The sequence below is a fragment of the Robertmurraya kyonggiensis genome (assembly GCF_005116465.1).
GTDB lineage: Bacteria > Bacillota > Bacilli > Bacillales > Cytobacillaceae > Robertmurraya > Robertmurraya kyonggiensis.
This window is the reverse complement of sequence record NZ_SWBM01000001.1, coordinates 178,339-191,322: the sequence shown is the minus strand read 5'-3', so window position 1 is coordinate 191,322 and position 12,984 is coordinate 178,339. Positions and strand designations below refer to the sequence as shown.

Here is a 12,984-nt window from a genome sequence, read left to right as displayed (position 1 = left end):
GCTGGGGTGCTGGTATTGTTGTATTAGTGCCTTTATTAGTACCGCTATTTTGATTGACAGTTTTGATTGTAGCCCACCCCTTGTTCTTGCGTTGCTGTGACTGTCCGATTGATTGTGTTGGCTTTTGATTGAATCATAATTCTAACATTTTTGATAGTCATAACTTAAAAGTATTGACACCAAAAAATGAGTACTGTAATATCATGGTATCAACAAGTGTCATAACATAGTGTCATAAACAACATAAGAAAAAGGGGATAATACATAATGACAATTTACGGATATGCTAGAATTTCAAGCAAAGGACAATTAGACGGAAATAGCTTAGAACATCAAGAAAAGGAATTGTTATCTAATGGTGCTACTGAAATTTATAAAGAACAATTCACTGGTACTAAAATGGATAGACCAGTATTTAATGAATTACTTTCAGCTTTAAAAGAAGGTGACACTTTAATAGTTACTAAACTTGACCGTTTTGCTAGAAGTATGACACAAGGGTCTGAAACGGTTAAAGAATTGATAGACAAAGGAATTAAAGTCCATATACTCAATATCGGAATAATGGATAATACACCAGCAAGTAAACTAATTAGAAACATTTTCTTTTCATTTGCTGAATTTGAAAGGGATATGATTGTAGAACGTACTCAGGAAGGCAAAGCAATAGCTAAACAGCGTAAGGACTTTAAAGAAGGACGTCCAAAGATTTATGGAAAGAAAAAAATAGAACACGCTTTAGGACTGTTAGAAACACATTCATATAAGCAAGTAGAGGAAATCACTGGTATTAGTAAAAGTACGCTTATAAGGGCAAAGAAAAAGGCTACTCTTTAATAGAGTGGTCTTTTTTGTTTCCATTTTATTGGATCAATTAACAAGAATGGCTAAATATTCGCATTGTGCTTTGTACTTACCAGCCTTTATTTTAGTTGTTTACCATATATCGTAAAGCCCTGACGCTATTGAATTGTGCATAAAAAAGTTTTGTGGGCTGGTGTCTATAAGTGGCAACCAAGCATAATCTTGACCATAGCACTTCACAGCCTTTTACAGTAAATCAATTCCATTTATTTCAAGCTGTTTGTATGGGTTAATCACAAATTTACTACTTTGTTAATCACAAATTTAGAGAAAGTAAAGTCACAACCAACTGTGACGTAATAATAATCATTTTAATAATAATCATTTAATAATAAATAATAGCGTTGTCCTAAAATAGATTTCTTTTGCTAGTAAATTCGTGTAATAGTTATCTACCCCAAAAATTCTATGGAAAGGACAGAACAAAATGAGTAACTTAAATAGTAGTGCCTTTAATGTCAAACTAACTGATAGAGACGTCTATAAAATTCTATACTTGAATAAGGTGGAAGGATTACAGCCAAATCAGATCGAGAAGCTATTCCCTGTCTCTAAAGTAACTATACGGAATATTGTTCAGGGCAAAAGTCGCAAAGACTGTTATAGTCTGTTTATGCAATACAAAGATAGTCACCTAAATGAGTTTAAAAAACTTTCGGAAAATCTTTAACAATCCTATATGGTGTTACCTATCGTATAGTAGTATTACAGCTTCACAGCCTTTAACAGTCCTATATGGTATTACTTTAGTATGTAAAAGTCACTGATCTAGGGATTAACCCCTATCTAAAAGCCCTTGAATCACTGATTAACGAATACTAGTAAGATCGCCATAAATCACTCAGGTTCAAAAGTAAAAATGTTTCACAGAACAACACACATTAAGCCCTACAGCCTCAAGGGTTTCAGTGTTTCATGAAAAATCACTAAAAATAATGTTTCACAGATAACCAGTAAAAAACCCCTATTTGACGGACTTAAGAGTATCAGAAACTAATGCTAACTGTGATTAACTGATGCTTACTGTGTCTAACTGTTCTAACAGTATTACAGCTTCGCTTTGCTTCGCTGGTGACTTCGTCACTATTCTTTCAACTGATTACTAACTATTCTATTCTGCTATGATAGTGACAAATTATTATAGTATTGTTTCTTAATCTATTGTCGAGGTTACGAGACAAGCGTAAGCAATATAACCTTAACTTACTTTAATCAAACTTTTGCCACTAAACACAGTGGTTATAGAATAGATTCCTTTTCTCTTAACTTCCAATAATACAGTAATTTAATATCTCTATCTTTCCTATTCCCTTCACTGATCTTAATTGATTGGTGGAGGGTTTCTTTTTTTGTCCATCATTAGTAAAAATAAATAACTTTATATTAAGGGGTTTTATCAGGTGACTTCATTATTCAGGCTGCACCTAAGCTTACAGCTGATGCAGCTGGGCTTCCTGTGAATGATGTCGTAAGTGCTAGTATTCCCCTTGTCATTGTTATGGGTGTAGTGACAACAATCGCAGCTTTCATTTTCTTAAAAAGAGATATGAAGCTTGGGAAACTCAAGGTTTCAACTTCAATACAAGATTCAAACGAAAATGCAGAAACAAAATCTACTCTTTTAACAAGAACCCAACAACGCCTCCTTGCCATACTTGTCCCGATCCTATTTGTATTAGATGTTGTTGGCATGTTTGTTTTGGATCTATCAGGCGGTGATGCGACTGCCCTTGTCGGTGGCACAGCGATTTTCATACTGATTGTCATTACGTTAATGAGCCATAAGAACAAAGGACTTGAAAAAACAACGAATTATTTAATTGAAGGTTTTCAGTTTGGCTTTAAAGTCTTTGGTCCCGTTATTCCAATAGCTGCATTCTTTTATTTAGGAGACTCGGGCTTTACAACCATAATTGGCGAGTATTTACCGAAAGATTCTCACGGAATCGTCAATGATCTAGGGGTTGCACTTGCATCAGTTGTACCCTTAAGCAAAGAAATCGGTGCCATTACCTTGACTGCGGTTGGAGCGATTACTGGCTTAGATGGTTCAGGGTTTTCTGGTATTTCTTTAGCTGGTTCAATCGCCAATCTATTTGCCCACTCTATCGGAGCTGGTGCTGCGACACTTACTGCCCTCGGGCAAATTGCTGCCATTTGGGTAGGTGGAGGAACTTTGGTTCCTTGGGCACTCATCCCAGCAGCTGCCATTTGTAATGTAGACCCATTTGAACTCGCACGAAAAAATTTATTACCTGTTACGATCGGATTGGTTGTAACGACTATTGTCGCGATGTTCTTAATCTAAAATTGATTCTTGAGGAAAATGTCCAGATATGATCTGGGCATTTTTTTACCCTTCCAATAAATGTTTTAGTATAATGCAGATGTAATGTTTTTTTGCCTACAGACATGTTCTCTTAAAGGAAGGTAACAATACTTAAAACTAAATTTTATAAGCATCGGAGGAATTAAGATGACGAAATACACCGGCTATGTTGGAACCTATACTAAAGGTGAAAGTAAAGGAATCTATTCTTTTGTTTTAGATACGAATGCAACAAAATTAATCGAAGTGAAAGCAGCAGCCGAGCTTGAAAACCCTACATACTTAACAATTAGTGACGACAATCGTTTTCTTTATTCAGTTGTGAAAACCGGAGATTTAGGCGGTGTTTCAGCCTATAAATTAGATTCTGAAACAGGAGAATTAACACTTTTAAACACACAAGCTTCTGCAGGTTCTCCTCCATGCCATGTAAGCGTTGGAAGTGATAACAAAAATGTTTTCTCAGCAAATTATCATAAAGGAACGGTTGAATCCTATCTAACGGATACGGATGGCTCTTTACTTCCTCCAGCATCTGTAATTGAGCACACAGGGTCTGGACCAGATTCTAGACAAGAAAAATCTCATATGCATTACGCTGCTTTTACGCCCGACGAAAAATATTTGGTAGCGGTTGATTTAGGAAGCGATCTGATTTATACATATGCCGTTTCTAACGGTATTTTATCCGAAAAGCAAAGACTCTCTGTTAAACCTGGTAGCGGCCCACGCCATCTTGTTTTTCATCCTCAATTAAAAATTGCTTATGTCATGACAGAATTCAGCTCTGAAGTGATTGTTCTAAGTTACAACGAAAATGACGGAAGCTTTACTGAGCTACAAACGATTTCCACACTTCCAAGTAATTTCACAGAAAACAACCAAGGAAGTGCCATCCATTTTTCGACTGATGGAAAGTTTATTTACGCAGGAAACAGAGGACATAACAGCATTGCTGTATTTGCGGTAAATCTTGAGAACGGTGAGCTTTCATTTGTCGAGCATACTTCAACAGAAGGAAACTGGCCACGCGATTTTTCTCTAGATCCTTCTGAAAAGTTCATCGTGGCTTCCAATCAAGAGTCAAGTAATCTCGTTCTTTTCTCCCGAGACGAAGCTACTGGGAAATTAACATTGCTACAATCAGATATAGTGGTGCCAGATCCAGTTTGTGTGAAGTTTATCAAGTAAGTATTGTACGGAAGCTGCTATGTTTTTTTAGCAGCTTTTTTATTTTGGATTAACCACTTCCATTTTTTTATTATCTTCTCGACTAGATGAGCTTTCATTGACAACTTTTGCTTTTCTTCGCTTCATCTTGTCAGTCAATTGTTCTTTCATTGACAGCTATCCCTCTTCTTCGCTTCATCTTGTCAATCAAACTAGTTTTCATTGACAACTATTGTCTGATTCAAATACTTCTTGTCATTCAAAACCAACTTCCCAAGAACTTCCCCTTCATTTTGATGAAAAAACTTAGATTATCGAATTAATTCTGTTATAATTATCGAAATAGATAAAAAATTTTAAAAAAGGAGAGTTGAGAATGGTTGAACAACTATTTGCAAAACTAGAGTCTTATTATGAAGAAATGGTGTCGATTCGAAGATATTTACATCAGCATCCAGAACTATCCTTTCAAGAAGTCAATACTGCCAACTATATCAAAGATTTTTATGAAAAATTAGGAATTGAAGTAAAAGGCAATGTTGGTGGAAATGGTGTTGTAGCCAAGATCTATGGTGCTAAACCAGGCAAAACGATCGCGCTACGAGCAGACTTCGATGCCCTTCCAATCCAAGAAGAAAACGAGGTTCCCTACAAATCTCTTAATCCAGGTGTCATGCATGCATGTGGACACGACGGACATACTGCTACATTGTTAGTCCTTGCTAAGGCGTTAAATGAGATTAAGGATGAACTTGAAGGTACATATGTGATGATCCATCAACACGCAGAGGAATATGCACCAGGTGGAGCCATCGCCATGATTAAGGATGGTTGTTTAGAAGGTGTCGATGCCATTTTCGGAACTCATTTATGGGCAAGTGAACCAACTGGTAAAATACAATATCGAAAAGGTCCAATTATGGCAGCCGCAGACCGATTCGAAATCAATATTCAAGGTCAAGGTGGGCACGGTGCTCAGCCTCATAGAACGAAGGATGCTGTCGTGATTGCATCCCAACTCGTCCTAAACCTTCAACAAATTGTCAGTCGCAAAGTGAGTCCTGTTGACTCGGCTGTCGTTTCTGTTGGTTCATTTGTTGCTGAAAATGCATTTAATGTCATCGCTGATAAAGCAAAGCTAGTAGGTACTGTCCGCACCTTTAATGAAGATGTTCGCGCTTTTATCGAAAATGAGATTGAGAGAATTGTTAAAGGAACATGCCTTGCTGCAGATTGTGAATACACTTACGAATTCAACAGAGGCTATCCAGCTGTTGTAAACCATGACGAGGAAACAGATTTTATTGTGGAATGTGTGAACAGCATTCCAAGCGTAGAAACAGTAGAAGAAGCCGAATTACAAATGGGTGGCGAAGATTTCGCGTACTACTTACAGCATGTGAAAGGTACCTTCTTCTTTACTGGAGCAAGACCAGTTGGGGTTCCAATCGCGTACCCACATCATCATCCTAAATTTGAAATTGATGAAAAAGCTTTGTTAGTAGCTGCGAAGTCCTTAGGTGCTGCGGCGCTTACCTATAAACCACAAAAGGCGGAAGTATCTCTCTAATAGTTAGCCGAAGGGGAGGAATTGTTTCCTCTTCTTTTATTTTCTTTAGAAAAAAGAGGTGAGCGCATTATGGAAATAGTTACTTTTGGAAAAAAGAAGAGGGAAAAGAGTATATTTATCGCCTTTCTGTTTATAGCTTAATATTCAATCCTCAGGGAAAAAAAATCGCCATTATTCAAACTGGTGACAGGAAGATTTCCTTCTTGGCGATGGAATCGAGGATAAAGAGAGAAATACAGCCATTTTCTTATAGATTGCTAAGTTTTTATAAATTTCCTAATAATTTCACATAAATTCTGGATTAGTTATGATATATTTTAAGGCGAAAAATAATTAGTACCTTCTTCTGGGAGATGAACAAGAAATGGAGAAAATGAACAAATACTTACTGCCATTGGGAATGATCGGAGCATTATTTTATATTGTACATACGGTTTTAGGTCAGATTTTATGGCCAGAATACAACCCCATTTCAACTGATATCAGCTCCCTAACTGCTGACGGATCTCCGCATGCATCCTTGTTAAAAATTTTCACGTCTATCTATGGGATCTGCATGATTTTATTTGTCATAGCTTTGATTAAGAAAGCCTCCAATAACCTATTAAAATACGGATTTATCGTTTTAATCATCATGCAGTTAACTTCAATGATTGGTTACAGCTTTTTCCCTCTCACTCAAAACAAAACTGAAATGAACTTTCAAAATATGATGCATATTGTCGTGACAGTGATCATCGTTTTTACAACCATTGCCTCTTCATTTCTAATTGCATTTGGGTACTTAAGACAGGAAACAACAAAACAACTAGGCAAATTGACTTTATTCATGGCAATTTTGATCACTTTGTTTGGTGTTTTAAATCCCATTTCTATGAGTTTACATTTGAATGTAATTGGCCTAACTGAAAGGTTAGTGATTTATACGATACAAGCACTCATGTTTATCCTATCTTTCTACTATTCCTTTATAAATGAGTCTTGCCCATAGCCTTTTAAAATGTCATTTCCATAACCTTACTTTGAAAAAACACACCAAATATTCTTCAAAAAAGAATATTTAATCTTCTTCGTTGAAAGTATCTTAATTATAATTGGAGGGATACCATTGAATTATCATATTAGAGTACGAGCATGCGCACTCATTATTGAAAACAATTCAATTCTATTAGTGGAATTTAATGATGAAAGAGGCATACATTACAACCTACCAGCAGGTGGCGTGGAACCGAATGAATCGATTCTTGAGGCAGTTCGCCGAGAGGCAATAGAAGAAGCATCCATAGATGTAGAAGTTGGACCTTTAGCAATCGTTTACGAGTACGCTCCACATTTAAGCTCAAATCGATTTGGGACAACTCAATCGTTACAATTAATGTTTGATTGCAAAATCAAAGATGGTTCTATCCCCAAAATGCCAGCGAATCCAGATCCCAATCAAATAGGCGTAAAATGGATTGAGCTATCTGAGTTGGATGAGATACTCCTATTTCCGAACATAAAGGATCAAATTATTGATTATGCAAAAAACAGAAAATCTATTGAGTTCATTGAAGAACAGACACTAGAAACGTATGTATTGAGATAGAAAATCAAATCATCTTAACCTTAGGCTCTTTTCGCGGAAATTGTTGCTTTTAAAGCATAGTTTGGAATACAAGTTCCCTGTATTACCTAAAAAAACATATGGGAGAAGCGAAAAGTGCCGTGCAAAAATGAGGTGTGTCTCTAGATGTAAATGTCGGCCTTTGGACATTTACGAAAAAAAACACAATCATTGCAAAAACAGCATAACGCTAAAAAGCAAGCAAGCGGAGACCACCACTTGCTTGCTTTTTTGATCAAAACTTTTTATATCTCTTCAATTACTTCAATCTGATATGCATAGACCATTGGTGGATTAGATTCTAAGACAGAATCCACATAGATTCTAACCTTTTGATTTAGTTTTAATCCTTTTAAAAGTTCTCCATTTTCAGCATTAACATGTTTGTGAACAATTAAATATGGGCTTCCATAATCAGAAGTAATAAATCCTTTTAACATCTGCCAAATGGGAATTGGCTCATCTGATATCATGATTTCTCCAATTTTTTTCGAGATCACATAGCCCTCTTTCACCATTTTATTTGAATAGTCCACATCTGAAATAACTTCTCTTTTATCTTCTTCATTGAGGAGTAATGAGAAAAGCAGAACCAACATAGAAGCAATTAATAAACGAACATAAGGTAGGAATGAATTCAAATTAAAACACCCTTTGTTTTTATAATTTAACTAAAAATTACAAAAACCACCATTACTAGTCAAGAATAATTTGTAAATTCCCAACCATGTGACGACGATCAATAAAACTTCGGAGAACTCCCCAATACCCTTATTCGATAGGCGTTTTTCGCCACTTCCCCTAATTGGTCCAATAAATTGTAATTCGCATAGGCTCCCACTACTGCTCCGATTCCCGGGACAAGCTGAAGCATTTTGACAAAATCAATATAATCTCGGTATTCCTGTTGGAACTCTTGCCAATCCATATCCATAATCTCTTTCTTCCGTTCTTCCCAGTTCTCAATAATTTCTAACGTCTCTCTTCTTTTTTCATCACTTGAAAAAGCAAGCTTAAAAATGTGGAGAATAAACAATCGTTCTTCATATTCCTTCGTATCATAGCCGTATACAGCAGCAGCTTCAAATAGAAACTTCATTTTTATCGAAAGTAGTAGTGGAAAATCCGCTAATCCGACTAAAAAGCCCGCGGCACCCGTCCCCGCTCCTTCAATTGTCGCTGTTTTACGATATAACGAAATTTTTGATTCAAGTTCCTTGTCCCTATCTTCCAAACTCATATTCCTAATATCATTCGTTTTCGTGGTAAAACTAGAGCCTGCTATCGTCACCTTTACCATATTCTTAATGGCATCCGTAATAATTTGGTGGGCCTTTTCCGGAATTTTTTCATTTATTTTATCTTGCGCTTTTTTTGATAAACGTTGTACTAAATTTGCTCGTTTGAGAAGCTTTCGTTTCCACTGTTGAATTTCCTCGTATGCTTGTAACTCATACTTCGTCATGCCTACTACATCCTTTTCCCCTTAGTTTATTAATAACATACGAATCAGAAGTGGAAATGTTTCAAAAACAATCTATTCACTCTAACTCCCCTTGATGAATCCCTCTTCGCTCCCTCAACCAATTACGCCATTTCAAGACAAGTAAAATCAAAATGGAACAACACAGGATAATTAAAATCACCCTAAAGAAATGCTCTATCCAAGCAAACACAAGGTGCCATTGATAACCGAATACATAGCCAACCCCGATAAATACGGATACCCACAAAGCTGTTCCTGTATAGGCATATAAAGCAAATGTCCGAAATGGAACACGAATAATGCCTGCAAAGTACCCGTTAAACTGTCTAACACCCGGTAAGAAAGAACCGAAGAGAAGCATTTTGTTGCCGTATTTCTCATAGGCCATTTTTGTTTTCATAAAATGCTTTGGCTTCAAAAAGAACCATTTCCCATATTTTTCGATAAGTGGGAGGCCCAACTTATTTCCGATCCAATACGTAGTCGTTATGCCAAGTACTGTACCAGAATATGCTGCAGCGAAAGTGGGTAGAATTCCAAGGACATTCTTGTAAGATAAATATCCAGCATATGCTAATGTAGTGTTTCCAGGTGGGATTGGAGAAGCAATCAATTCCAGAGGGAGACCAAGCAGTAATACAAAATATCCATATTGAGCAAACAAACGTTCAACGAATTCCATAAACTCTCCTCGTTTGCCTAATTCATTTAATTCAAGTGCCTATATTGTTTGTTAATTAATGGTCCTTATACAAAAAAAGGGTTCATGCACCACAAAAGAATTTTGCAGTACATGAACCCTCTATGTCCTATGCTTTTAACTTGCTGCCATTATACACAAACACAAATATATAACTAAAGGCAAATCCTGCAGCGATGGATACAAGTCCAATGAACCATTCTGCTTTTAAGAATAATGGAACGCTTAATAAGAATGACTGAATGAACATTAAAACCACTAAGACTTTCTTGAAAGACTCTCCTTTTAACTCTTCTCGTACAGGATATAGATTCAACCAAATTTTGTTCTGATGATGATTCCATAGTGGCAGTAGTTGAAATCCTGTTAAAAATAAGAACAGGAGCACAAAAAGGATTTGTCCATTTCCAAAGGTAATAAAGTATAAAGCAAACATACCAATTGCTGTTAGGCGGATGAATAAGCCTAAGAAATCTCCCCCACGAATGAAGGTGTGAACAAAGAGATGGGTATATACCCCTTCTGTCCGATATTTCAAGAAAGAAGAAATCCAGTCGAGCCACTTTCTTCTTTTTACCTGATCGCGAAGCTTTGGAACGTCAGTAAACATGTTGGCCAGTCGATAAAAGGACATCATTCTTCTCTCTTCCTGCTCAATTAGATATTCCCATTTCAAGCCTCTTTGCTTTGTCTGCGAGTAATACACCCCATACAAAACAACAAAAATAAGAACCACTGGGATGAAAAACCAAACAACTGCCCCAGCAAATAAGAAATAGAGGAAGACACCATTAACAAAATAGCGCACGACCGAATCAATCTTATGTACATTGGTGTCCACGTAAAATTGAACTCTCCAACGAATCATTAAGTTCATGATTTTTACAATCGCTAAAATCAGTAAAAACGGCAGAAAGTTGTTATAGCTTCCATTATGCACATGAGCATACAAAGGCATCAAGACAGCAAGTCCCATAATCAACAAATACAATTGGACAACAAAACTTACAACCATAGAACGTTGAAAATATCCTCCGAGTCGCTCTTCTAACGGAATCAAAAATACCCGGTCTGCTTCCATTAGGAATGTGTAAATCGGAGTATATGTAAGCAATAGACCAATTATGGCGGCCATTATAATCGAAACCGGAAAGCTTTGACTCAATGTACTAATCCATTCCTGATAATAAAAGGCGGCAGTCCCTATTAAAAAGACGAGAACAATGACGATATGTCCATTAAAAATATAGCGAAGATATTTGCTTAATTCCTTACTCGTTCGTCCAAATCGCTGCTTCCACAGAACCTTTTCATCAAACATAATCTTCTTCCTTTGTTAGCTGAATATATAGATCATCGAGGGTTGCATTCGGCATTGAAAATTGTTCTCGCAATTCGTCCAACTTACCTTTTGCACGAACCTTCCCTTCATGCAAGATGACAAAACGGTCACAGTATCGTTCGGCAGTAGCCAAAATATGTGTGGACATAAGAATACCTGCCCCATCTTCTTTCATTTTTTTCATTAAATCGAGTAGTGATTGTATCCCAAGCGGGTCCAGACCTACAAACGGTTCATCAACGATGTAAAGGTTTGGTTGCACAAGGAAAGCACACATAATCATAACTTTCTGTTTCATTCCCTTTGAAAAATGAGCCGGGAACCATTTCAAACGCTTATTCATTCGGAATTCCTTTAACAGAGCTTCCTTTCTCTCTTCGAACGTTTTCTTATCTAATCCATATGCCATAGCCGTCATAGATAAATGTTCATCTAATGTTAATTCATCATATAAAATTGGAGTTTCTGGAACAAAGGTAAATTGCTTTCGATAAGCTTCTTTGTCCTCTTGGAACGTTTGTCCATTGATACTGATTTCGCCTTTATGAGGCTCCATTAAACCGATAATATGTTTAATCGTCGTACTTTTCCCAGCACCATTTAGACCAATAAGGCCTACGATTTCATTTTCATTAACTTCAAATGATACGTCTTTCAAGACAGGATTACGTGTGTACCCACCTGTCACCTCTTTAACTTGTAGCAAACTCATTCTTAACAACTCCCAACAGTAGTTAGTCCCATTTTAACAAATTGTTCCTTTAAAAAATAGCGATACATAATTCTCATAGAACCGGACATCATAATATTCGAAGGGGAAACAACCTGATGATAAAAAATCATCTTAAAAATTGAGATGGGGTGTCTGTCGCAGGCTATTTCCTTTCAATATAAGCTTCCAACGTTCCTATAAGGGGATGGTTGTATTGGACTATCAGTTCATTTAACCTAAGATCTGAATCCATTTTAATAATAAAATGGGGTGTTTACGAAAGACTATCTCACCGCTTTATACGTTGCTGATAACTTATAAAGAATTGGGGATGGTACGCTTGAACTATAGATCGCTTTCTCATTAGATATAACATTCATGTCAAATGAGGTGTTTATCAAAGAAAGTAACCCGAAAGAACAATGAAGCATTTCCCCTTCAAACGGTGGGCGGGATTCCTAGCGAATCCTGCCCCTTCTTATTTTTAATACCGTTGTGGTAAAATGTAGGAAATAAATATTGAAAGGAGCTTAAATATGAGCGATTGTATTTTTTGTAAAATCGTCAAAGGAGAAATCCCTTCCGCAAAGGTATTTGAAAACGAACATGTTGTGGCATTCTTAGATATAAGCCAGGTTACAAAAGGACATACACTGGTTATTCCGAAAATACATAAAGAAAATGTCTATGAACTAACACCGGATATTGCCAAAAATCTTTTTGAGGTCGTTCCAAAGATTGCAAATGCATTAAAAGCTACATACAATCCTGTTGGGCTAAATTTATTGAACAACAACGGCGAAGAAGCAGGACAATCTGTTTTTCATTACCATATGCACCTACTTCCACGTTATGGCGAAGGTGACGGCTTTGGAGCTGTGTGGAAATCCCACCAAAGCGAGTATAAGCCAGAAGATTATCAAAAAATGGCTAGTGAGATACAGCAGAATCTATAAGATGTTTGAGACTGTTACCTATTTTGGGTGGACAGTCTTCTTTATTTGGGACAAAACTTTGGGTTCAAAAATTTGTCGGTCAGCTCCGGCTCTTTCTCCCTCATCTTGGCGTACAAACCATTTTTGTCGGTCAGCTCCGGCTCTTTCTCCCCCATCTTCACGCAAACCATTTTTGTCGGTCAGCTAAAGCATTTTCTCCACGATCTAGGCGTACAAAGCGAAACCCTTAAACAAAATCCACCATCTACA

At 36.8% G+C, this 12,984-nt stretch carries 11 protein-coding genes and 1 pseudogene; 7 read left to right on the top strand and 5 right to left on the bottom strand.

What is annotated here, in order from left to right:
- Nucleotides 1-267: 267 nt before the first annotated feature.
- The 6 genes and pseudogenes from FA727_RS01045 (at nt 268) to FA727_RS01015 (ending at nt 7,521) form a co-directional block, all read left to right on the top strand.
- A complete protein-coding gene (locus FA727_RS01045; RefSeq protein WP_136828888.1) occupies nt 268-837 on the top strand; it encodes a recombinase family protein in 570 nt (189 codons plus the stop codon).
- A 1,420-nt stretch (nt 838-2,257) separates the two neighbouring features.
- A pseudogene (locus FA727_RS01035) lies at nt 2,258-3,172 on the top strand (hypothetical protein); the annotation flags it as partial.
- Between the two features lie 168 nt (nt 3,173-3,340).
- Complete coding sequence (locus tag FA727_RS01030; RefSeq protein WP_136828886.1) at nt 3,341-4,384, top strand: lactonase family protein; 1,044 nt, start codon at nt 3,341-3,343, stop codon at nt 4,382-4,384.
- Between the two features lie 355 nt (nt 4,385-4,739).
- Nucleotides 4,740-5,933 (top strand): M20 family metallopeptidase, encoded by a 1,194-nt coding sequence (locus FA727_RS01025; RefSeq protein ID WP_136828885.1) that lies wholly within the window; start codon nt 4,740-4,742, stop codon nt 5,931-5,933.
- 364 nt (nt 5,934-6,297) lie between these two features.
- On the top strand, nt 6,298-6,924 hold the full coding sequence (locus FA727_RS01020) for a DUF998 domain-containing protein (RefSeq protein ID WP_194138495.1): 627 nt from the start codon (nt 6,298-6,300) through the stop codon (nt 6,922-6,924).
- Nucleotides 6,925-7,041: 117 nt separating this feature from the next.
- Nucleotides 7,042-7,521: an NUDIX domain-containing protein gene (locus tag FA727_RS01015; RefSeq protein ID WP_136828884.1), complete on the top strand. Its 480-nt coding sequence runs from the start codon at nt 7,042-7,044 to the stop codon at nt 7,519-7,521.
- A 263-nt stretch (nt 7,522-7,784) separates the two neighbouring features.
- Here the strand turns inward: FA727_RS01015 and FA727_RS01010 are convergent, their stop codons facing one another.
- From FA727_RS01010 to FA727_RS00990, 5 genes are all read right to left on the bottom strand, one after another.
- Entirely contained in the window at nt 7,785-8,180 is a 396-nt protein-coding gene (locus FA727_RS01010; RefSeq protein WP_136828883.1) for a DUF3221 domain-containing protein, read from the bottom strand.
- 98 nt (nt 8,181-8,278) lie between these two features.
- Nucleotides 8,279-9,004 carry an EcsC family protein gene (locus FA727_RS01005; protein WP_136828882.1) on the bottom strand — a complete coding sequence of 242 codons (726 nt, stop codon included), beginning with the start codon at nt 9,002-9,004 and terminating at the stop codon, nt 8,279-8,281.
- Between the two features lie 76 nt (nt 9,005-9,080).
- The gene (locus tag FA727_RS01000) at nt 9,081-9,707 is read right to left on the bottom strand and encodes a DedA family protein (protein WP_136828881.1); all 627 of its coding nucleotides are present in this window, start codon (nt 9,705-9,707) and stop codon (nt 9,081-9,083) included.
- Nucleotides 9,708-9,834: 127 nt separating this feature from the next.
- Nucleotides 9,835-11,046 carry an ABC transporter permease gene (locus FA727_RS00995; RefSeq protein WP_136828880.1) on the bottom strand — a complete coding sequence of 404 codons (1,212 nt, stop codon included), beginning with the start codon at nt 11,044-11,046 and terminating at the stop codon, nt 9,835-9,837.
- Nucleotides 11,039-11,779 (bottom strand): ABC transporter ATP-binding protein, encoded by a 741-nt coding sequence (locus FA727_RS00990; protein ID WP_136828879.1) that lies wholly within the window; start codon nt 11,777-11,779, stop codon nt 11,039-11,041. Before FA727_RS00990 ends, FA727_RS00995 begins: the two co-directional genes overlap by 8 nt.
- A gap of 536 nt (nt 11,780-12,315) precedes the next feature.
- Between FA727_RS00990 and FA727_RS00985 the strand changes: the two genes are divergently transcribed.
- The gene (locus FA727_RS00985; RefSeq protein WP_136828878.1) at nt 12,316-12,735 is read left to right on the top strand and encodes an HIT family protein; all 420 of its coding nucleotides are present in this window, start codon (nt 12,316-12,318) and stop codon (nt 12,733-12,735) included.
- The last annotated feature ends 249 nt before the right edge of the window (nt 12,736-12,984 follow it).

Coding starts and splice junctions, on each gene's coding strand:
- FA727_RS00995 (WP_136828880.1), bottom strand. CDS start 11,046: ATGTTTGATGAAAAGGTTCTGTGGAAGCAGCGATTTGGACGAACGAGT.
- FA727_RS00985 (WP_136828878.1), top strand. CDS start 12,316: ATGAGCGATTGTATTTTTTGTAAAATCGTCAAAGGAGAAATCCCTTCC.
- FA727_RS01045 (WP_136828888.1), top strand. CDS start 268: ATGACAATTTACGGATATGCTAGAATTTCAAGCAAAGGACAATTAGAC.
- FA727_RS01025 (WP_136828885.1), top strand. CDS start 4,740: ATGGTTGAACAACTATTTGCAAAACTAGAGTCTTATTATGAAGAAATG.
- FA727_RS01000 (WP_136828881.1), bottom strand. CDS start 9,707: ATGGAATTCGTTGAACGTTTGTTTGCTCAATATGGATATTTTGTATTA.
- FA727_RS01005 (WP_136828882.1), bottom strand. CDS start 9,004: ATGACGAAGTATGAGTTACAAGCATACGAGGAAATTCAACAGTGGAAA.
- FA727_RS01030 (WP_136828886.1), top strand. CDS start 3,341: ATGACGAAATACACCGGCTATGTTGGAACCTATACTAAAGGTGAAAGT.
- FA727_RS01020 (WP_194138495.1), top strand. CDS start 6,298: ATGGAGAAAATGAACAAATACTTACTGCCATTGGGAATGATCGGAGCA.
- FA727_RS00990 (WP_136828879.1), bottom strand. CDS start 11,779: ATGAGTTTGCTACAAGTTAAAGAGGTGACAGGTGGGTACACACGTAAT.